This is a genomic window from Ruoffia sp. FAM 26254, from assembly GCF_045528545.1.
GTDB classification, from domain to species: domain Bacteria; phylum Bacillota; class Bacilli; order Lactobacillales; family Aerococcaceae; genus Ruoffia; species Ruoffia halotolerans.
Window position 1 is genome coordinate 1 of the sequence record NZ_JBGQQY010000033.1, and the last position, 22,365, is coordinate 22,365.

At 34.1% G+C, this 22,365-nt stretch carries 16 protein-coding genes and 1 other annotated feature; of the genes, 2 read left to right on the forward strand and 14 right to left on the reverse strand.

Annotated features, from left to right (window positions below):
• Positions 1 to 222: 222 nt before the first annotated feature.
• The gene (locus ACEN3Z_RS08265; RefSeq protein WP_138405578.1) at positions 223 to 582 is read left to right on the forward strand and encodes a hypothetical protein; all 360 of its coding nucleotides are present in this window, start codon (positions 223 to 225) and stop codon (positions 580 to 582) included.
• Between the two features lie 168 nt (positions 583 to 750).
• Here the strand turns inward: ACEN3Z_RS08265 and ACEN3Z_RS08270 are convergent, their stop codons facing one another.
• The 14 genes from ACEN3Z_RS08270 to ACEN3Z_RS08335 form a co-directional block, all read right to left on the reverse strand.
• Positions 751 to 2,364 carry an ABC transporter ATP-binding protein gene (locus tag ACEN3Z_RS08270; RefSeq protein WP_138405579.1) on the reverse strand — a complete coding sequence of 538 codons (1,614 nt, stop codon included), beginning with the start codon at positions 2,362 to 2,364 and terminating at the stop codon, positions 751 to 753.
• Positions 2,361 to 4,367 (reverse strand): lanthionine synthetase LanC family protein, encoded by a 2,007-nt coding sequence (locus ACEN3Z_RS08275; RefSeq protein WP_407090485.1) that lies wholly within the window; start codon positions 4,365 to 4,367, stop codon positions 2,361 to 2,363. The genes ACEN3Z_RS08270 and ACEN3Z_RS08275 overlap by 4 nt, the downstream gene beginning before the upstream one ends.
• A 38-nt stretch (positions 4,368 to 4,405) precedes the next feature.
• The gene (locus ACEN3Z_RS08280; protein ID WP_407090486.1) at positions 4,406 to 4,930 is read right to left on the reverse strand and encodes a hypothetical protein; all 525 of its coding nucleotides are present in this window, start codon (positions 4,928 to 4,930) and stop codon (positions 4,406 to 4,408) included.
• A gap of 124 nt (positions 4,931 to 5,054) precedes the next feature.
• Positions 5,055 to 5,162 carry a class III lanthipeptide gene (locus ACEN3Z_RS08285; protein WP_197105242.1) on the reverse strand — a complete coding sequence of 36 codons (108 nt, stop codon included), beginning with the start codon at positions 5,160 to 5,162 and terminating at the stop codon, positions 5,055 to 5,057.
• 62 nt (positions 5,163 to 5,224) lie between these two features.
• On the reverse strand, positions 5,225 to 6,175 hold the full coding sequence (locus tag ACEN3Z_RS08290) for a hypothetical protein (RefSeq protein WP_407090487.1): 951 nt from the start codon (positions 6,173 to 6,175) through the stop codon (positions 5,225 to 5,227).
• 397 nt (positions 6,176 to 6,572) lie between these two features.
• Positions 6,573 to 8,993, reverse strand: coding sequence for a phenylalanine--tRNA ligase subunit beta (gene pheT / locus ACEN3Z_RS08295; protein ID WP_407090488.1), 2,421 nt, complete (start codon positions 8,991 to 8,993; stop codon positions 6,573 to 6,575).
• A gap of 1 nt (position 8,994) precedes the next feature.
• Positions 8,995 to 10,062: a phenylalanine--tRNA ligase subunit alpha gene (pheS, locus tag ACEN3Z_RS08300; RefSeq protein ID WP_138405012.1), complete on the reverse strand. Its 1,068-nt coding sequence runs from the start codon at positions 10,060 to 10,062 to the stop codon at positions 8,995 to 8,997.
• A gap of 323 nt (positions 10,063 to 10,385) precedes the next feature.
• Positions 10,386 to 10,904, reverse strand: coding sequence for an HD domain-containing protein (locus ACEN3Z_RS08305; protein ID WP_235888802.1), 519 nt, complete (start codon positions 10,902 to 10,904; stop codon positions 10,386 to 10,388).
• Positions 10,905 to 11,013: 109 nt separating this feature from the next.
• Complete coding sequence (locus tag ACEN3Z_RS08310) at positions 11,014 to 11,793, reverse strand: TrmH family RNA methyltransferase (RefSeq protein WP_407090489.1); 780 nt, start codon at positions 11,791 to 11,793, stop codon at positions 11,014 to 11,016.
• Between the two features lies 1 nt (position 11,794).
• A complete protein-coding gene (pepV, locus tag ACEN3Z_RS08315; RefSeq protein ID WP_407090490.1) occupies positions 11,795 to 13,207 on the reverse strand; it encodes a dipeptidase PepV in 1,413 nt (470 codons plus the stop codon).
• 175 nt (positions 13,208 to 13,382) lie between these two features.
• On the reverse strand, positions 13,383 to 14,108 hold the full coding sequence (locus ACEN3Z_RS08320; protein ID WP_138405015.1) for a pseudouridine synthase: 726 nt from the start codon (positions 14,106 to 14,108) through the stop codon (positions 13,383 to 13,385).
• A complete protein-coding gene (locus ACEN3Z_RS08325) occupies positions 14,108 to 17,014 on the reverse strand; it encodes an oligosaccharide flippase family protein (protein WP_407090491.1) in 2,907 nt (968 codons plus the stop codon). The genes ACEN3Z_RS08320 and ACEN3Z_RS08325 overlap by 1 nt, the downstream gene beginning before the upstream one ends.
• Positions 17,015 to 17,032: 18 nt before the next feature.
• Complete coding sequence (leuS, locus tag ACEN3Z_RS08330; RefSeq protein ID WP_407090492.1) at positions 17,033 to 19,450, reverse strand: leucine--tRNA ligase; 2,418 nt, start codon at positions 19,448 to 19,450, stop codon at positions 17,033 to 17,035.
• Positions 19,451 to 19,597: 147 nt separating this feature from the next.
• Positions 19,598 to 19,803: a binding site (T-box leader), on the reverse strand.
• 35 nt (positions 19,804 to 19,838) lie between these two features.
• The gene (locus ACEN3Z_RS08335) at positions 19,839 to 21,476 is read right to left on the reverse strand and encodes a LysM peptidoglycan-binding domain-containing protein (RefSeq protein ID WP_407090493.1); all 1,638 of its coding nucleotides are present in this window, start codon (positions 21,474 to 21,476) and stop codon (positions 19,839 to 19,841) included.
• A gap of 148 nt (positions 21,477 to 21,624) precedes the next feature.
• Between ACEN3Z_RS08335 and ACEN3Z_RS08340 the strand changes: the two genes are divergently transcribed.
• Positions 21,625 to 22,197, forward strand: coding sequence for a tRNA (mnm(5)s(2)U34)-methyltransferase (locus ACEN3Z_RS08340; protein ID WP_407090494.1), 573 nt, complete (start codon positions 21,625 to 21,627; stop codon positions 22,195 to 22,197).
• The last annotated feature ends 168 nt before the right edge of the window (positions 22,198 to 22,365 follow it).

The window sequence follows — 22,365 nt, forward strand, 5'->3', positions numbered from 1 at the left end:
TTCCTCCAAGTTAAGCGTCGTAACTTAAACTTTAGAGGTAAACTGGATGACTAACAAGGCTTTTTTTGTTGCCTGGTTATGTACTTTTAGGCTGCAATCTTATGTATTATTATATTGCCATAAACAAGTGGTACATTAAGCTGGCAAAAGGTGGTACATTCTTTGGCAAACAGTGGTAAGAAAGTTGGCATCAGTGGTACAAATGTGTGGCAGTAGTCACATGTGAGAGGTAAACAAGAAGTACATAATGATATAGGTATCATGCTTATGAGCATGAATTTAACAAAATTAGCAATCGAAGCAAGAAGACAAGCAGAAGCTTCTCGGAGTTCTTCAATCAAAAATATAAAATGCGATGAACCAATCAGAATTCTGATTGGTTCATCGCATTTTTATTATTTAGGGCGACTTAATTCCCAGCCCCAATATAATAATGTTATTGAGGTATTGTCACGCTGTACTTTAGCTAGCTATTCGATGTATCTTTATGGCACTTTCCAAAGCATTAACCAAATAATGAAGCTCTTTTGGAGCAGAAGACATGAAAAAAGCACATCTCAACCTGTTCCCGTGATTAACTAGCTCAAGCTTTAAAAAAATAAAATCAAAACTTTCCTCATTATAAATTGAATTGGTTTTGATTTTACTTTTTTTATTCAGACAATTTAATATTTGATAAACAGCTGGCCATTTTATTAGTAAAGATGGCACTAAAAAGAAAACTAACAATAATTATTCCTTTGTAAATTATTATTGTATATCATCAAGCTGAATTATCTTATCAATGTATGCTTCAGTGTCCTGATTTATATTATGTGAAATCATGATAACCATTAATTCTGGATCTTGTAATATAGTTGATTCAATCAGTTTTTTATTGCGTTCATCTAATGCTGAGGTTGCTTCATCAATTAATAAAATTCTAGGTTTCCTCAATAGTCCTCTCGCTATGGCAAGTCGTTGCTTTTGTCCTCCTGAAAAATTTTTCCCCCCCTCTGTGACCATATAATCGAGTCCTTCGTCATTACTACAAACAAAATTGTAAGCGTTAACTCTCTCTAAAACTTCTATGATCTCTTCCTCACTGTATTCTTCTCCTAAAGTAAGGTTTTCTTTAATTGTTCCCGTGAATAGGGTTGATGTTTGATCTAAATAAACAACTTGATTCCATACATCAGGTAAATTTAATTCTTTTAAGGGAAAGTTATTATAAAATATTTTTCCACTATAACTTTCATAGAGACCTGCAATACATTTCAATAAAGTAGATTTACCAGAACCACTTTCTCCAATGATTACATATTTATTAGGAAATTCAAAAGTTAAATTAATATCATTAAATATACTCATGTTTTCATCATAATTAAAAGATAATTTTCCAGATTTAATACTTTGTATTTGATCGGTCAAGGCTACTGAGGCTGTGTTATAATCTTGTTCATTTAGCCAATCAAATTCAGATAATTTATTTGTTATTGGTTTAGAAGAATTGTACGTCACAATATCATTAAAAACTCCTAAAGAAGAGCTAAAGAAAACTCCTACTAAATTAGCTATTGATAGAATTGCTCCTGGATAAACGGCATTATTTATGACTAAATAGACTGTAAACATCAAAGTTCCAATTTGAAATAGAATATTAATTGCCGAATTTATTCTCATAATTAAGTCTTTTATAAACTGAAATTTCAACTTATCTTGCTCTAAATTATTAGATTCATTGTTTATTCTATCTCTAAATTTTTTCATTAAATTATTGGTTTTAAAAACGATATAATTGGAGAATGTTTCATTTAAAATTCCTACAAAAGCTTCTTGTCGGTTTGACACATTATTTGAATATTTTCCAATTATTGGTTTTGTTATATTCGGAATTATAAGCATTATAAAGGTTGATGCTATTGTAAAATAGGCTAAGTATGAATGCATCGATGTTATTGCTATGAACGAAAATAGCATTTTTAGCATATTCCCCATTAATGAAAAAATGCTTAGTAAAGCACTCTCATCAAAACGTTCAATGTCATTAGTCAGCCTAGATATATAATACCCTGTATTATTTCTAGTATAATCTCTGTACTTTAAATTTGAAATATCATGGGTGTAAGTCTTCCTTATATCAACATTAATAACTTTTAGAGTGTATGCAATCATACAATCTAGTATATAATTAATAGCAATTGACAATATCCAAATAGAAATAATGAAGAAACTATTTCGAAACAACAGTTGAAACGAAGTTTGTTCTAAGCTCTCATATAGTAACCCAAGAGAATAACCTGCATAAACACTTGAAGCAGAAGAACAAACCGTTAAAATCAAAATAATTATTAAATAAATAGGGTGTTTTCTAAAAATTTTCACAGTACTATCCGCTCCTCGGTATTGTCTATAAAAAATAAAGGATTTATTTTTCTATTATTTATAATTCGATCAATAATTAATAACACTCCAGCAGATCCTTCTGCTATATCAAAACAAAGATAATTTAAAGTTCGATTGGGTAATTCCCACTTATTATTATTTTTCACAGCATAACGTAAACATTCCCGTAAAAGATTTACCGATTCTTCATAATAACTAGCCTCATTTAAAAATAAGTAGCAGTCATATAATGCATTAGCAATCCCTGCTAAACCTCTGAATAGAGAAGGAGAGGTATGATGTTTTATCAATAAAGTATCTGCAATTCTTCTACACTGTTCCTTATAGTCTTCTTTTCCTGTAACTTTATAATATCTCGCAAGAACTGTTAAGATACCCGCGCTTCCATCAATAAAATATGGCGACAAAAAATCATTACTATCAGCTTCAGTAGAGAGAAGTAACGCACCAGACTTATGATGGTATATATACTCCATATCATACTCTAGAAAAAACTCACCCATATATAAATACTTTTCATAGTTTGTGACCTTATATATCTCTAAAAGAAATAATGAAATTCCTGCTCTTCCTTTTTTAAAGCCTATATCAGAACATAAATCTATATTTCTTATAATATAATCAGCGATTTTAATTGAATTTTTCTTATAATGTCTTTTTCCGGTTTTATTATAAAAATATATATTAGCTAATCCAATTCCTGCTAAACCAGAGTATAAAGATAAATTTGAACTTTCAGTTACTGTAGAAGGGAAAATTTTTTCTGCATCTTTTAAAAAGCCCATTTCTGATAGCTTCCAAGCAATGCCACTTCTTCCGGTGTATAAACCTTCAGGGCAATACTTACTCTCACTAATGACAGTTTCAATATCTTGCATATCGTTACTACTTACTTCATTCATTTTAAATTTTGTGTAAGCAATACCTAAAAGACCATTACTAAAATTGTAAAGGTTATCAATAATATCTGAAGTAGAATATACATCTGACAATGATTTTTCTCTATAACTATTTATCCCATTTAATAAAGGTTTTACTGAGTATTTTACTTCATCAATTTTTTTCTTTAAAGAGGTATTGTTTTCAATTACATTAATTTCCAACTCATTAAGAATTTCCTTTATTTCAGATAGGTTTTCTTTTATCTCTTTAGTCGATGGTCGATTAGCATGGTCCGCATCAATTAAACTATAAATTAATTCTTTCAATTCAATAGGAAAAGTATAATTTGAAAAGAGTTGCTGTATAACATCCTCTATTTTGCTTTCATCTAATAAGTACAAGCGGTTTCGGTTAATCAGACAACTTAATAAAAGAAGTCCAATGGAATAGATATCTGACTGGAAGAAATTATTACTAGTAATTTCTTCTGTATATTCAAACGTTTGTGATGCTAAATTAATTTCATTTATATTTATACTACTCTCAAGATCAATCAAATAAACTTTATGGTCTTCAGTAATCATTACATTGTTTGGAGATAAGTCTCCATATATGTATCCATAATCATGGATACATTCTAATATGTCTGTTATCTGTATAAATATATCACAAATTTTTATTAAATATTCATTCCATTTTTTTCCATTAAAGTCAACATCTAGAATTGGTGTTTCATCCATGTAAAAATTGTAGAGTGTTTTACCATCAATAAATTCTTCAACTAAAAAATAATGCTCCCACTGTTTATAAAAATCAAGAGCTTTAGGAACATTAGTATGCTTAGAGAAAAAACTCAACAGATTATATTCTGATTTTAGTCGATCAGTCCCCATAATGCCATTTGGAAAATAGTTAATATAGGGGCGCGCTTCTTTTATAATCACATTTTCTCCATTAATATCCTCAGCTAAATACACCCCACCCAAACTTGAAAATTTTAGAGCTTTTTTAAAAACATAATCATTAGGGCTTTCTTGTTCATTGCTAGCCTTATAAGATATGATTTCATCCTGACCTTTTGGAGGAGAATAATATGCCAATCTGTTATCTATAATATATTCATTGTCGCTATCTAATATTAAGTATTCTTTTTTCCTTCATCATCATATCTGATTATTTCTTTAAAGCCTCCATACCTATAATATAAAACGGCACAATCTTTATATCTCCTATCACTTAATACATATGGCCCTTCAAAATCTTTTAATTTAAAATAAAGTATTTCAAGTAACTCTATAAATTGTTCTTCATTATTCGGGTAAATAGTAATAAACTTCCCAGCACCCACTCTTGAGAAATTCTTTTTATACATTATATTTAATAGTTCAGTATTTTTTACATATTTAAAATTCACTTTTTCCTTTTTTAATGTTTCTGTAACAATATTCAATATATCCAATGCATTTTTTAAAGTACAAGATACATGGATTTTCCACCCTTGATCAGGTATTTTATTGCCTGAAAAATTACAATTAATAAAAATATCTTTCTCATAGAAATTCCATTGATCATCTAGTATTTTATCTACAGATTTAGATAGTATATCTTTATTATTATATTTACTTGCTAAGGTCTCATTGTAAATGCTTTTAGTTCTAGACATATAATTTCCTGCTTTCAATTTTTTTCGTTCTTATAGCTCCTTGATTTATTGAAACAGTTAATAATAGATAAAAAGTTCTCCTGCATTTTTTGTAGGAGAACTTTTTATCTTTTGATTGTCATCATTAACCAGTAATGATAATTATATCTCCACAATTATTACTATTACTACTGCTCATGGGTGAAACATTATTATCTAAATCCAGTTTTTGCAATTCTAATACCTGTTCCATGGTTCTCACCTCCTCGTATTAATTTGTTACAAGCAAATTGGAGTTAGTTTGATACAATTATATTATTCTGCACTTTCTTCTTCAGTAGATTCTTCTGAAGTTTCAGCATCTGAATCTTCTTCTGTTGCTGAATCTTCTGATTCAGTAGATGCTTCGTCTTCTAATTCTTCTTGTTCATAGTATGCTAAGTTAGTTAACTCATCATTTTCAGTTTGAACTTCAACCGCAGCAATTTCTCCAACTTCAACGTCTTCATTCTCAACAACTGACCATAAGAATGCTTCAGTGTAACGTTCAGGGAATAGTGATGTTGTTACCACTTCTGGTTGGCCAAATGTATCAGTAAATGCGGCTAAGTCACCTTCGTTAAATAATGTTTGTAAATCTTCAACAGTTGTTTCTAAGCGTTCGAACATTTTTGCTGTCTTGTATTGGTATTCAACGTTTGTTAATTCTGGTCCATCTTCTTCAGAATTCACATATGTTTGGAAACGAACAACTTGTACGATGTCATCTTCAATTGAAACGTATCTAAATATTTCACCATTATCTGTTTCAGATACCGATGTTGGATCGTCACCCATAACCTCTACCACTTCATCAAACGTTAAATTCACTTCGTCATTCATCGAGCGTTCTTTCGCAGTATCTAATACTTCTTGATAACCAGCTTCTAAGTCAGCTCTTTCTAATACTAAGTTTGGATCCCATTCTTCAGTTGGTTTGATGAATTCTGTGATTTCAGCTTCAGAGTAAGGGTTGTCTGCACTTGGTGTTAAATCTTCTTCACCTTCAGTTGCTTCAGTGTCTTCTGTAGACTCTTCTGAAGTTTCCTCAGTTGATTCAGTTTCTTCAGTTTCTTCAGAAGATTCTTCTGTCTCTTCTGTTGCTACCTCTTCAGTTTCTTCACTTGTCTCAGTAGTCTCACTTGCAAAGATTGTTGCTGGTACTAATGATAATACTAAACCTGCACTTAATGTCCCTAAAATTAATTTCTTCAATTGTTTTTTCATAATTAATCCTCCTTATAATCATAAATAAAAAGAAATAAAATATTTATGTTGTATATATCATAATCATTATTATTATTTTTTTCAAATGATATACCTCGAGCAAAAGACCTTATAACATATTGATATAAGCGCTTTAATCATTTCTTTACAAACCATTCATATATGTAACTTTATTGAAACAATGTAAAATATTGTTTATTAGTAAATTCAATATTTTTATAACATTCGATGTTTATTAGTTTTTAAAACTATTTATATATAATATTTTGCATAAATCTTTTATATGCACTATTCTTTTTTCTGAAGATTATGTCACATTTTTTCGGAAGAATTCTTCAGAAAATGAATGAATATTACAAAAACAGCACTCTTAAAAAATAAGTGCTGTTTTATCATATTATCTAATTTCTAAACCATCTATATCTTTCAGAGCATCTGTAATGTTAGCCATTACTTTTTCGATATCTTCGTCTTTCAATGTTTCATTCGGGTTTTGGAAAGTCATATGATAAGCCAATGATTGCTTACCTTCTGGAATGTTCTCACCAACATAACGGTCAAATAACTCAATCGAAACTAAATACTGACCTCCATTTTCTGCAATTGTTGAATTTAATTCATGATGCAATAACGTATCGTCAACTAATAAAGCTAAGTCACGTGACGTTGATGGGTATTTAGCAATTGGAGTTTGAACTAAATCAGCTGTCGGATAAGCAACTAATTTATCTAATTCAATCTCAGCGAAGAATGTTCCTTGATTTAAATCAAATTCTTCAGTCACTAATGGATGAATTTGTCCCATAAATCCGATATCTTCACCCGCTAATGAAATGATAGCCGTTCTACCTGGATGCATCACATCGATCTCTGATGTCGGTTTAAATTCAATTTGTGAAGCAATTCGTAAGCTTTCAAAGTATGTTTCTAACATCCCTTTTAGTACGTAGAAATCATAATTCTTTTTACTTTCATACCATTGAGATCCTTTATATTCTCCAGAAAGTAGAATCGCTAATCGTTCTTCTTCTTTCGGTTGAACATGTGTACCTTGTCCGAAGAAAACACGTCCTGTTTCATAGAAAGCTAAATCTTTGTTTTGTCGTGCTTGGTTATATTGTGCGATTTCCATTAAAGCTGGGAACATACTTTGTCTTAGAACCGTACGTTCTTCACTCATTGGTAATTCTAACTCAACTAATGAATGATCGTCAGATTTTAATAAACTAGCATGTTCTTTAGATGTTAAGACATAAGTAATCGCTTGGTTTAAGCCTAAGCCTTCCGTTACAGTTCTTGTTTTACGAATTAATTGTTGTCTTTGAGTTAAACGTCCTGGTTGACTCGGTGTTGTTGGTAATGTTGTTGGAATATTATCATAACCATAGATACGAGCAATCTCTTCTAAGATATCCGCTTCAATTGAAATATCCCAACGTCTTGCTGGCACATCCACAATAAACTCTTCTTCATTAAACTCAACTTCAAAGCCTAAACGATCGATAATTTTAACGATGTCGTCTTTCGTTAAAGTTATACCTAATTTCTTCTCTGGAGAGTTATTGTGAACGCTAATTTTAACATTGTCCGTATTGAGTTGGTTAAACTCTTTAACACCATCAGCGATCTGTCCACCTGATAATTGAGCCATTAATAAAGCAGCTTGTTCGCCTGACTCATTTAATTTACTTACGTTGATTCCTCTTTCAAAGCGAGCACTTGATTCAGAACGTAAAGCAAATTTCTTAGATGACGAACGAACTCGTTGTGAATCAAATATAGCTGTCTCTAATAAGACATTCTTAGTATTGTTCGTCACTTCCGAATCTAAACCACCCATAACACCTGCTAAAGCAATAGGTTGGTCTCCTGATGCAATGACTGTATCCGTTGGTTCTAATGTTCTTTCAACACCGTCAAGAGTTGTTAAAGTATCTCCTTTAGCTGCTGACTTTACTTTAATTGTTTTTGACTCTAATTGATCAAAGTCAAATGCATGCATAGGCTGTCCATATAATAATAAGAAGTAATTTGTTGTATCAACAATATTATTTACCGGACGTATTCCAGCTTTCATTAAACGGAGTTGTACCCAAAGTGGGCTCGCTTTTACTTCGACGTCCTCAATTAAACGGATTTGGTACGCATTTGATAATTCTGGACTTTCAACTTCAATTTGAACTTGTCCCAATTTAGAATCTTTTGCAAAGTCTCGCTCTTCAATTAAATTAAATTGTGGTTTTTGATCATAAATTGCTCCCACTTCGTAAGCTGTTCCATACATACTTAAAGCATCAGCACGGTTAGGTGTAATATCTAATTCAATAATATCGTCATCTAATTTCATATATGACACAATGTCTTCGCCTACTGGGGCATCTTCAGGTAAGATAAAGATCCCTTTGGCATATTCTTTAGCAACAACACTGTCACTAAAGCCAAGCTCTTGTAAAGAACAAATCATACCATTTGAGTCCACACCGCGTAATGTACTTTCTAATATTTCCAGTCCGCCAGGCAATACTGCGCCTGGTAAGGCAACAATTACTTTTTGACCTTGTTTAATGTTTGGAGCTCCACAGACGATTTGACTTAAATCACTGCTACCTACATTAACTTGTGCCACATTTAAGTGATCACTATCTTGATGTGGCACAAGTTCTACAACCTCACCGACAACAATATTATTTAAACCTTTACCAATATTTTCAACGGATTCAACTTCAATTCCTGTTCTTGACATACGTTCAGCTAATTCTAAGCCTGTAATATCTGATAGGTCTAGGAAGTCACTTAACCATTCGAGTGAAATTAACATATTAGTTTTGACCTCCTTTAAATTGTTTTAAGAATCTTAAATCATTTTGATAGAAATGACGAATATCGTCGATGTTATATTTAAGCATTGCGACACGTTCAATTCCTAAACCAAACGCAAAACCGCTATATTTCTCAACTTCAATCCCAGACATTTCTAGAACGCGCGGGTGAACAATTCCAGCGCCTAAAATTTCAATCCAACCTGTTTGTTTACATACAGAACATCCTTCTCCACCACACTTAAAGCAGCTCACATCAACCTCTACTGATGGTTCTGTAAAGGGGAAGAAACTTGGACGAAGACGAATTTCACGTTCTTCACCAAATAATCTTTGAACTAATAATAATAATGTCCCTTTTAAATCAGCCAATGTGATATCTTCAGCAATCACTAAGCCTTCCACTTGTTGGAATTGGTGTGAATGCGTTGCATCATCACTATCACGACGGAACACTTTACCTGGACTGATCATTTTTAATGGGCCGTCTTCTTCAAAATTATGGACTTCCATTGTACGTGCTTGTACTGGTGACGTATGTGTACGTAAAAGTACTTCATCATCTACATAGAATGTATCTTGCATATCTCGCGCTGGATGATTCTTTGGTAAGTTCATACGTTCAAAGTTATAAGAGTCTAATTCCACTTCTGGACCTTCGACAACTTGATAACCCATCCCTAAAAAGAAATCTTCAATTTCTTCTAAAGTTTGCGTTAAGATATGTCGTGTGCCGTATGGTTGAGCATACCCTGGTAATGTCACATCAATCGTTTCATTTGCTAATTGCTGTTCTAACTCTTTCGCTTTAATGAGCGCTGTTTGTTTCTCAAAGGCTTCATTGAAGATTGAATGGAAATTTTGTATCGCTTTACCTAATTCTGGCTTTTCTTCATTAGATAAGTGGCGCATTTCTTTCGTATATTGAGTTAATTCACCTTTTTTTCCAGTAAATTTTACTCGAATTGATTGAAGTGCATTAGTTGAGTCACTCGCTTGAATTTCTTTAGCAGCATCTTGTGCTAAAGCTTCAATTGATGACTTTAATTGTTCAATAGTTGATGTCATGTTTTTCTCCTTTTTTAAATAAATACATAAAAAAGCACGCCCCAAAAAAGGGACGCGCTACCGTGGTACCACCCTAATTCTTAGTTAAAGAATAATTAACTAAGCTCTTACGCCGGTAACCTAGGCTTTAGGTATCTTTTTCAAATTCTAATAAGAATTCTTTACAGATCCACTCCGAAATTGAACGTAAGAAACCGGCTTATGTTATTTAGTTTCAGTCAATGCTAAATATCCCTGTCGATGGCGGTTCTTACTAGTTTCTTCTATATGTTTAATAATTCATTATCTTATTATAGTAACTCTTTATATTAAAGTCAAACTGATTAATTCATTTGATTTGGATTGTATGCTACGTCCATGGCTTTGACAGTATGACGATAAATGAAGCTAAATGCTCCGGTCGTTAATTCTGCAATACAACTGTGTTTATCCATTAAAGTAACAATCCAACTTTCAGCATATTTAGGCACGTCGCGTGTTGCTCCAGCCATATGCTTCAATATAATGTCGCATTCTAACTCAGATAACTCTGTAAGTTTTTTTGCGTTTTCTAATGCAATACGTGGATGTTCGAAATTATGACCTTTTCCTCCTACTTCATGCTTTGTTTCGCAATCGTAGAAAAATAAATCATGCAATAGTCCAGCTCTAGCAATAGCTTTTGTATTCAATTTTAGTCGTTTAGCCCAACGGTAACTACGGTAAGAAACCGATAATGAGTGTAATAAGCGGTTAGTTACTTGGTGATGCTTGTACATTTCTAATTTTTGAACCAACTCGTGATCTAATAAATCCTCAACGAGAGCTAAATATTCCGGATCTTTTTGCCATTTTAAAGTCAAATATATTCCTCCAAATATTGTGATTGCATTTATTATACAACAATAATTCAAATAAAGTATGAAGATAATATTAATATTACATAAAGTTCATGAAACATAACTGTAATAATTACATTTTAATATAATGGAATAATAAAATTCCAGTCGCTACACCTACATTTAACGACTCTGCATTGCCTAGCATGGGAATGAAGATTAATTGATCACTGATTGCTTGAATTTCTTCACTTACACCTTGCCCCTCATTACCTACTACAATCGCTACAGGCATTGTTTGATCTGTCTCTTTATAAGAGATGGCCTCTTTATTTAAGACAGTAGTTAATACTTGTACTCCTATAGCTTTTAATTCTTCAATCGCTTGAGGTAAAGGCATTACAATGACAGGTAAATGCCATAAAGAACCTTGGGTTGAACGGACGACTTTCTCATTATAGATATCTACAGATCCTTCTCCGATAATTATCGCATCATAACCTGCCGCATCTGCGGTACGAATCATTGTTCCTAAATTACCAGGATCTTGCACCTTATCTACTAGTAAATAGCGTGCCCCTTTGACCAATTCAGATTGCTTTCCTGTCGCTTCAACTTCAGCAAAAACGCCTTGTGGTGTTTGAGTAGCGGATAGTTCTTTGGCGATATCACCATCAATCACTGTAATGGGTGCTTCTGATGAGAGGCTTAATGCCTGACTATTCTGTTGATAATAGTCTTCTGTCATAATCCACTGCTTTACTGGAACTTTCCATTCAATTGCTTCTAATGCTAAATGGGTACCTTCAATCAAGAAACTTTGACTTTTCTTACGCCCTTTGCTCGTAAGTAACTTCTTCCAAGCTTTAACTTGTGCGTTTTTCTTCGAGCGGATAATTTCTTTCTCTAACATTTTAACGTGTTAACTCATAGATTGCTTCAGCGTAAATTGCCGTCGCTCTGAATAAATCTTCTAAAGCAATAAATTCGTTTGCTTGGTGCATTGTATCAATTGAATCAGGGAATAAGGCACCATATGCAACTCCTCTAGGCATTAAGCGGGCGTATGTTCCTCCACCAATCGTTTGTTCAACACCTTTTTCACCTGTTTGTCTTTCATATACATCAAGAAGTGTTTGAACTAATGGATCATCACCTGGGACATAATGAGGTTCTTTTGAATCAGACATTGTCACTGTCGCATCATAGGCTAATAGATGCGTATTAATTTGTTCTTGAATTGTTTCTGGGTTTGTTCCTTTTGGAAAACGGAAGTTCGCGTCAATGTTAGCACCTTGTGCGTCATCAAAATCAATGATACCCACATTCATTGACACATCGCCCATGACTTCATGTGTGTAATTCACACCGATGTTACTTCCATCGAAGCCTTCAAATAATTCACGCGCTAATAATTGAATCGTATCTTGAGCTCCTTTTGAATCAAATGCATAGTTTTCTAAGAACTTCGCTAAATGAGTTCCAGCGTTCACACCTTTTTCAGGTGTCGAACCGTGGGCTGCTTTACCTACTAAGTCTAATGTTAATTGATCTCCTTCAATACTGCTGTCTCCAGATAAAGCATCATGCTCATCAATAAACTCTTGGAATGCTTTAGATAGGTTAGCAGCATCATTCGTTTGAATAATTGCTGTGGCATCTTGTGGTACCATATTCGCACGTAAGCCGGCTGTTAATTTAACTAAATGATTGTCTGCTTCGAGTGTTTCACCTAATTTTAAATCAAAGATGGCTGATACATTCCCTTTTTCACCATTAATGATTGGGAAAGTCGCATCTGGTGAGAAGCCTAAATCTGGCATTGGCGCATGTTGGAAGTAATAATCCATACATTGCCATCCACTTTCTTCATCTGTTCCAACAATTAAGTGAATGCGTTTGTTGAATTTTACACCTAGTTCTCGTAATAATTTTACTGCAAAGTAAGCTGCCACTGTTGGCCCTTTATCATCACTTGAACCACGAGCGTAAATACAATTATTAATAATCTCTGGTTTAAATGGATCCGTATCCCAACCAGTCCCTACAGGGACAACATCCACGTGTCCTAAAACACCTAAGAGCTCGTCTCCTTCGCCCACTTTCACGTGACCAGCCCAAGGTCCAAATTGTTCAGTTTCAAAACCGTCTTCTTTGGCCATCGCAAGAAACTCTTCTAAAGCACGTTTCGGACCTGGTCCCACAGGTGTTTCTTCTGTCGCTAAGTCATCTTCTCTGATTGATTCTACTTCCAGAATTCGAAATAAATCTTTAAGTAAGACGTCTTGACGTGATTCTACTTCTTGTAACCAATTTATATTTTTCATTATGAATAATGCTCCTTCACTAATTTCATTATTACTATTCTATCACTAATCTCTTGTTGCAAAAAGTTAAATAACTTATTCACAATGAACATTTTTTCATTCCATAATAAAAAGGCTAATGAATATAAGAATTGTTTTTTTAACATGCAATTCCTTATTCATTAACCTTGATAAACTACTCTAAGCCGTATGGAACTAATAGATCCATCTCCGCTTCTGTTAATTCTCGGTAGTCACCAAGAGCTAACTCGGGGTCAAGCTTTAAAGGGCCCATAGAAATACGGTGCAATTGGATAACTTCCTTGCCCACCGCTTCAAACATACGCTTTACTTGATGGAATTTACCTTCAGTAATCTCCACATGAATTAATGTTTGGGAAATTTCAGGGTGTACTTCAAGTATTTCTAAATTCGCTGACTGAGTAATAAAATCACCCAAATCAAGTCCTTTGTCAAACTTTTGAATATCTTCTTCTGTCACCACACCTTCAATTAAAGCTTCATAACGCTTCTTCACTTTTTTCTTGGGTGAAAGTAATTGATGTGCTAATTGTCCGTTATTCGTCAAAAGAAGGAAACCAGTTGTATCTATATCCAATCTTCCAACTGGAAAGAGTTGAGCATGGCCAAAGTCTAATTCAACCCAGTCAATCACCGTTTCATATTCTCTATCTTCTGTCGCGCTAATAATCCCATCTGGTTTATTTAACATGACATAGTAGTATTCTTGATATAAAACAGGCTCGTTCATGTATTGAATTGTATCAATTTCTGGATCCACATTGTGTCCCACTTTTTTGATTACTTTATCATTTACAGTTATTGAACCACTCACAATAATTTTTTTTACATCTTTTCGTGAGCCATATCCTGCATGACTTAATAATTTATCTAATCTCATTACATTAACCTCATTTTATCTTGAATATCTTTAAATCGATTACCAATTAAGACTGATAACATGTTCATAATACCGAGAACACTTCCATAAACAAGTACTGCCATAATGATGACAATGACGATTTTAAGGAAAGTAAATCCGCGTCCAACAGGACCGAATAGAAGGTTTAATGATTGATTCCACATAGCTGCTGAAACTGTCATTAATGCCGAAGCAATGAGTATCTTGATGATACTGCTATTCAATCTAGGGTAATTAAAGTCTAATTCACGACTCAACTTGATCCACATCAATACAGTTGAAACTAAGAAACCAATAGCCGTTGAAACTAACGCACCATGTGCTTCAAATAAAGCAACAAATGGGAATTGTAAAATTGCTTTAACTACAAGTCCAATTAATAGGAAACGTACCGCTAAGCGACGATAATTCATCGATTGTAAGATTGTCGAGAACACCGTATAAGCCCCTAGTACGATACTAGAAATTGAGGCTGTAATTAAAAGTCCTGGCCCTGCTTCTGATCCATTTGGATAGAATAAATAGTAAATATTATTAGCAATTGATGCCATTCCTAATGCTGCTGGAATCATGACGATACTGAATAATACCGTAATATGTTCAACTAATTCGCTCGTACCTGCAATATTTCTTTGTGCAAATTTCTTCGAAATAACGGGTACTAATGAAGAAGCTAACGCAACTGCTAATGAAATAATAATCATCACAAGTTTATCCACATCTAAACTTAGAACCCCATAGAGTTCTTCAATCTCAGTGAATAGTAAGGCTGACGTTGATTCTAATATTTGTCCGAAAGTATATGTATCAATTAACTGAGCGATAATAATTCCTGATCCTAATAAGATAAATGGAATACTATCGACAACCATAATTTTGATACTTTCTTTAAAGTCTAAGTTCACATTGTTTGCCGATTTAGCAATTAAGCGTTTAGCTACTGGTAAGCGTCTAATATATTCAAATATTAAATATAATAGTGCTCCTAGAGCTCCAATAAAGGCCGCAAATGTTGAGTGAACAACAGCTTGAGTTACTTCACCACTATAAATCATCATAATGGCGTAAGTAGCTGCTAATAAGTATCCAACACGAGCAAATTGTTCAATAATCTGAGAAATAGCGGTTGGTTTCATGTCATTAAATCCTTGGAAATAACCACGGAGTAAGCTCATTGCCGGAAGAATTAATAGTGCCGGTGATAATGAACGAATAACCATCGTCGCTCCTTCAACATTGGTTGTTGATGTATTTTCGGCTAATATTGGCGCGATTAAAAATAACAATCCGCCTGATAGCACCCCTGTTAACAACATAATAATTATACTGTTTTTGAAGAGCTTATCAGCTGTTTTGTACTCTTTTAAAGAGTGATAATAAGCCATTTGTTTTGCAATTGAACTTGGGAAACCAGCCGTCGCTATTGCCAGCATTAATGAATATGGCTTGTAACCCGCACTATATAGTACGTTGGCTTGCGTATATTCAGCTCCTAACCATGTTGCCCATGGAATGACATAAAGCGCTCCAATGACACGAGAGAGAACATTACCAATGGTTAGCCAAGAAGCACCACTTGTAATCCCTGACTTCTCGTCTTCTTCATCCGATTCCTCTTCGAGTCGTTCCTCAATGACCGTATCGTTTTGAGAGTAATACTCATTTAATACTTGATCCGTTAGAATGGGGTTTTCAATGATATCTGTATCTTGGCTAATTTTCTCACTTAATTGATCTAATTCTTCGTCAGTGAGGTCCTTATCTTTGAATTGTTCATCGATATCTGGTTCAGAGTCAGATTCACTGTTTACTTCCTCTTCTTCATCAAAGTCTGATGCAGTGATTTCGTCTTCAAATTCTAAAGATGTTTCTGATTGAGATTCGTCCTCATCCAAATCAGTGATATCCATCGCATCAGCTTCATCGAAATTCTCTTCGTCTTCGTCAGATGCATTATCTCCTGATTGATAGCTAGCTTCGATACCACTTTCTGCCGGATAAACTTCTTGATCTTCTTCATAAACTAAATCAGCTTCAATTGATTCTTCCTCATCTAAGTCGCTGTAATCTGGTGTCAGCTCCTCTTCTGTAACTAATTCTTCCGTATAATTATCTTGATTTAACCAATCGGTTTGATTCACTGATTCTTCGAATTCAAGATTATCTTTCGCATCTTGTTCTGCTTCTTCTTGTTTAACTTCAGATTCATCGGTTTCATCAGAAGAAGAGAATAAGTTTTTCACAGAACTGAAAAGTCCTGTCTCGCTCTTTTCTGATTCTTTAACTTCAAAATTGTCAGTTTCAATTGAATCCGAGTAATCCATACCTTCAACTTCGGAATGGTCTTCTGCCTTACGAGAGAAAAGATTTTTAAATACAGAATCTTTCCTTTCTTTCTCTTCTGACAATCTTTTTTCACTTTCTTGGAATTGATTATAATCTGTAATATCTTCCAACTCTGTTAGATCGTAGCGTTCTTCATATGTTGGTTTAAATACATCACCAAATAATTTTTTTCTCTCTTTTGGTTTTTGCTTTTCTTGTTGTTCCTTTTCCTTTTCCAACATTTCTTTTTCTCTATTTCGTTCACGCAAGGGCTTATAACGAAATTCATTCACAGTCGGTGTGCTAGATGATGGTTCAGCTTCAGATGTCCTTGCTTCATCTAAATCTTCATCTCTTTCGGGTCGATCTAGATTCTCTAATTCTTCCTTAGTCATTTCAGTTTGAGCAAAATAATCTCCATCGATTGGCTGTCGATTCGGCCGACGTAGGATATTCTTTTCTTCTTCGGTAAACTCTATGGTCTGAAATTCGTCTCTATTGTAAGGTTGTTGATTAGATAAATCATTCGAGTTATCTCGATCATTGTGCTGTTTACTCATAGCACTTCCTCCTTTAAACTAGTTTGCTACTATGTTCACCAAACGATTCGGTACAACAATTACTTTACGGATTGTTTTCCCTTTAATGGCTTCTTGTACAGACTCTTGACTTAAAGCCAATTCCTCAACTACTTCTTTATCTAGGTTAACATCAATATCTAATCTTGTAACTAATTTACCCATCACTTGAATAACAATTTCTACTTGGTCATCCACAGTTAATTCTTCAACAAACGTTGGCCATGCTTCTTCTGAAATACTTTCAGTATGACCTAGTTTTTCCCAAATCTCTTCTGCTAAGTGTGGTGCTAATGGTGCAAGTAATTTTACAAAACCTTCAGCAAATTGAATTGGTAAAACATCCGCATCTTTAGCTTCATTTAAGAAAATCATCATTTGTGAGATTGCTGTATTAAAATGTAATTGTTCATAATCTTCAGTCACTTTTTTAACTGTTTGGTGATAAACTTTTTCTAACTCTTTACTATCTGACTCTTTGACACTATCTGCCAATGCTAAAGTATCTTCGTTAATTAATAGACGCCATACACGATCTAAGAAACGACGGCTACCTTCTAATCCATTCTCGCTCCAAGCAATTGAAGCGTCTAATGGACCCATGAACATTTCGTAAACACGTAATGTATCTGCTCCATATTCATTCACTACATCATCTGGGTTAACAACATTCCCTTTTGATTTAGACATTTTTTCATTGTTTTCACCTAGAATCATACCTTGGTTAAATAATTTTTGGAATGGTTCTTTCGTTGGAACGACACCGATATCATAAAGGAATTTATGCCAGAAGCGAGCGTATAATAAATGAAGTACAGCGTGCTCAGCTCCACCAATATATAAATCAACATTCTCCCATTTTTCTAAAGCTTCTTGAGAAACCAATGCGTCTTCATTGTGAGGATCCATAAAGCGTAGGAAGTACCATGAACTACCTGCCCATTGTGGCATTGTATTTGTTTCACGACGGCCTTTCATTCCTGTTTCTGGATCTGTAACGTTAACCCACTCTTCAATGTTTGCTAATGGTGATTCTCCAGTTCCGCTTGGTTGAATTTTGTCTGTTACTGGTAAAGTAACTGGTAGCTGATTTTCAGGAACAGCTGTTGTTGTCCCATCTTCCCAATGAATCACTGGAATCGGTTCTCCCCAATAACGTTGACGAGAGAACACCCAATCACGTAAGCGATAATTGATTTGGCGTTCACCGAAATCATTCTCTTCTAACCAAGTATTCATCTTTTGAATTGCATCTTCTATGTTTAATCCATCTAAGAATTCAGAGTTGATGTGTGGTCCATCGCCATAATATGGCACTTCTTTTTCTGGCCCTTCAATCACTGGTACAATAGGTAGGTCATATTTAGTGGCGAATGCAAAATCACGTTCATCATGAGCTGCTGAACCCATAACCGCACCCGTACCATAGGAAGCAATCACGTAATCAGCAATCCAAATTGGAATTTCTTGTTTTGTTGCTGGGTTAATCACATATGACCCTGTAAATACACCTGTCTTGTCTTTATTTAATGATGTTCGTTCTAATTCACTCTTAGTTTCAACTTCACTAATATATGCACGGACTGCTTCTTCTTGGTCTGGAGTCATTAAGTCATTTACAATATCTAACTCCGGTGCTAATACAACATAAGAAGTCCCGAATAACGTATCAGGTCGCGTAGTATATGATTCGATGACTTTATCTGAATCTGCAACTTTGAATTTAATCATAGCACCTTCAGATTTACCAACCCAATGTTTTTGCATTTCTTTCACACTGTCTGGCCAGTTAACTTCATCTAAATCTTCTATTAATCTTTCAGCATATTCAGTAATTTTTAAAACCCATTGTTTCATTGGGCGTCTGTAAACAGGATGTCCCCCACGCTCAGAAACACCATCAATTACTTCTTCATTCGCTAATACAGTTCCTAATGCCGGACACCAGTTAACCATCACATCATCTTGATAAGCTAAACCTTTTTCAAATAATTTGGTGAAAATCCATTGTGTCCATTTATAATAATTTGGATCCGTTGTATTAATCTCGCGGTCCCAATCGTAACTAAAACCAAGTGATTTGATTTGACGTTTAAATGTTTGAATATTGTGTTCTGTAAAATCAGCCGGGTTATTCCCTGTATCTAAGGCATATTGCTCTGCTGGCAGACCAAAAGCATCCCATCCCATTGGATGTAGAACATCAAAACCTTGAGCACGCTTCATACGAGCAATCACATCAGTTGCTGTATACCCTTCTGGATGCCCTACGTGTAAGCCTTGTCCTGATGGATATGGGAACATATCTAACGCATAATATTTAGGATGATCGACACCACGATCCTTTGTTTTAAATGTTTCATTCTTGTCCCAATATTCTTGCCATTTCTTTTCAATGATACGATGTTGATAACTCATTTTCTTCCTCCAATAATCTATAAATTCTTTTTCATTATACAATATTTACAATAAAAAGTGAAAATTGCACTGTTTTAATCTATATTAAAATAAAATTCTCTCAAAAAATAAAAAACACCCTATATTATCTAGCATATTCACTAAATAATATAGGGCGAGTGACCGCGGTACCACCTATGTTTATGACAATAATGTCATCTTAAGTACCTTAACGCGGTCAACACGGCTTACTCTATCATTACTTTCAAGTAAGCACCTAATTAGACGAGTTCAACAAAGCGATTGACTTATTTTCACCAACCATAAGCTCTCTAAACAATGACTTTATTTACTATTTCTAAGTAAAGTTTTATATAAATTCTTTTTGAATTATATCAAACTAACTGTATTAGTTCAATCCAATTGTTTGTCCAATAAAGATTGTTGTTGAACCGTTATTCTTTTCAATTAATTCATTAACATTTAAGCCATTACGACGTGCAATACTATATAAAGTATCGCCAACAGCTACTGTATATGATGAATTCGTTGGAGCTTCAACTGTATCTTCTACGACTGTTTCTTCAACAACTGGCGCCGCTTCAGGTTCAACAATTGTTGTTGACGTATTGTCCTCTTCAACAACAGTTGGTTGTGATACTTCGTTAGCTTCTACTGTAGAAGCTGGTGTACTTGTTGTAGCACCTGAAACTTTTAGTACTTGTCCTGGATGAATTAAATTGCTTGATAAGCCGTTTAATGCTTTCAATTGATTTAATGACATACCATGGTTTACTGCGATACGGTATAGACCGTCGCTAGCCTTAACTAAGTATGAACCAGATGTATTAGTTGAACCACCATTGTTTGTAGGTTCAGTTGGTTTAGTATTTGTTGAATCTGTATTCGGTGACGTATTAGTTGAAGACTCAGTGTTTCCTTGAGTTGCTCCACTTACTTTTAATACTTGTCCTGGATGGATTAAGTTACTTGATAATCCATTTAATGATTTAAGTTGGTTCAACGTCATACCATGTTTACGAGCAATCGCGTATAAGCCATCGCCACGTTTAATTGTATATGAACCACCCACACTTGTAATTGCTTCAGTGTTTTCCGAAGTGTTATCTGAGTTTGTTGGTGGTGTACTTGGTTTTTCAACAATTGTTGAGTTACCAGGTAATTTAATGACTTGACCTGGATGAATTAAATTACTAGTTGTACCGTTCGCAGCTTTAAGGGCTTCAACTGTCGTTCCAAAACGACGTGCAATCCCCCAGAAACCATCTCCTGCTTTAACTGTATAAGTTCCTGCAATTGAACCTGCTTCGTTAGAACCTGTATTAGATTCTGGTGTAGAAGGAACGACGCTTACTGGTTTATCTGAACTTGCGAAATCATATTGTGTTAAATTATTTTCAGCAATGATACGGTTTAATTTGTCCCCGTAACGAGTATCAGTTGCGTAACGACCAGTTAAATGAGCCGTTGCATCTTGATACGAATTCGTATTGCTGTAACGTGCACCTGAATAGAAGTTATAACGCCAGTTATTGACATCATTATCCCCTGTTAATAACGACGCGTAGTCAGTTAAAGATTCACCATAATTATCGTAACGACGGAAAGCATCTTGAATTTGATAATACTCTCCAGATCCATCGTCTTCTAATGTATCTTTTACAACAGAGTTTCCGTTATATTCACCTTTAATACCAAATAAATTGTAGTTAGGTGCTTTTGATAAAGTACTATTACCCCATCCTGATTCTAATGCAGCTTGGGCAATCATTACTGATGCATACAAGTCATTTTCAGAAGCAATTTGTTTTGCGTAATCCGTAATTAATCCTAAAAAATCTGATTGGCTAACACGACTACTTGATTGTGCTTGTACAACAACAGCCTCATTCGCTGACACATGACTTAAGACAGCACCTGCAGCCATAAGCACTAATCCAGCATTGATATGTTTCATTGCCTTTTTAGCTTTATTTTGTTTTACTAATCTTGCCTTGGCTTTCATTATTTCATGTCTACTCTTCACTTAATTACCCTCCACTGTCAAACTATATAATAATATATTATAATCTTCATCTATTATAGCTAATTTAATTCATTAAAAGTTCACATTTCAAGTCTTTTATTTTAGTTTTAATATATGTAACATGAATGTAACAGAGGAGGAATATAAAATGTACAACGCTTTACAATACAGTCATCAACTCTTAAAACAACAGGTTCAAAAAAATCCCCAAGGATTATTCATCGATGCAACTCTTGGGAATGGCCATGACAGTGCCTTTTTACTATCGTTAAAGGATTTTACTGGTTCTCTTATTGGCTTCGATATTCAAGAAATAGCCATTCAAAATTCAAAAAAAAGAGTCGAATCATTAGATCATTTTACAAAAGCATCATATAAATTTATTTTAGATTCTCATGATAATGTTTCCGATTATATTGATGACAATCTTGTCCAAGGGGCTATTTTCAATTTAGGATATCTTCCAGGTGGCGATCATAATGTAACAACAGAGTTTCCGAGTACTTTTAAAGCGGTTCAGGATATATTGGATAATTTGGCTCTTTACGGACAAATTATCCTCGTTATATATTCTGGTCATGACAATGGTATGACTGAAAAAACAAAATTATTTGAAAAATTAGAAAAACTTCCGCAAGAAAAATATCAAGTATTGGCGTATCAATTTATCAATCAAATAAATCATCCCCCAATGCTCTTAATTATTGAAAGAATAAGATAAATTATTCTTTTTTTTTTACTTATTTTTTATTTGAAATTTTGTTGTAAATTTCAAGTTCAAGTTAGCCACTTAGTCTCAAAAAATTTTATGATTGTTCTTTCTTTGATTTAACTTAGCTCTTTTCCATATGCTTAGATTGCCTGACGTTCCTGATGGAAGGCGCGGACA

Coding starts and splice junctions, on each gene's coding strand:
- ACEN3Z_RS08320 (WP_138405015.1), bottom strand. CDS start 14,108: ATGAGATTAGATAAATTATTAAGTCATGCAGGATATGGCTCACGAAAA.
- ACEN3Z_RS08290 (WP_407090487.1), bottom strand. CDS start 6,175: ATGAAAAAACAATTGAAGAAATTAATTTTAGGGACATTAAGTGCAGGT.
- ACEN3Z_RS08310 (WP_407090489.1), bottom strand. CDS start 11,793: ATGTTAGAGAAAGAAATTATCCGCTCGAAGAAAAACGCACAAGTTAAA.
- pepV (WP_407090490.1), bottom strand. CDS start 13,207: ATGAAAAATATAAATTGGTTACAAGAAGTAGAATCACGTCAAGACGTC.
- pheT (WP_407090488.1), bottom strand. CDS start 8,993: ATGTTAATTTCACTCGAATGGTTAAGTGACTTCCTAGACCTATCAGAT.
- ACEN3Z_RS08285 (WP_197105242.1), bottom strand. CDS start 5,162: ATGGAACAGGTATTAGAATTGCAAAAACTGGATTTAGATAATAATGTT.
- pheS (WP_138405012.1), bottom strand. CDS start 10,062: ATGACATCAACTATTGAACAATTAAAGTCATCAATTGAAGCTTTAGCA.
- ACEN3Z_RS08325 (WP_407090491.1), bottom strand. CDS start 17,014: ATGAGTAAACAGCACAATGATCGAGATAACTCGAATGATTTATCTAAT.
- ACEN3Z_RS08280 (WP_407090486.1), bottom strand. CDS start 4,930: ATGTCTAGAACTAAAAGCATTTACAATGAGACCTTAGCAAGTAAATAT.
- leuS (WP_407090492.1), bottom strand. CDS start 19,450: ATGAGTTATCAACATCGTATCATTGAAAAGAAATGGCAAGAATATTGG.
- ACEN3Z_RS08340 (WP_407090494.1), top strand. CDS start 21,625: ATGTACAACGCTTTACAATACAGTCATCAACTCTTAAAACAACAGGTT.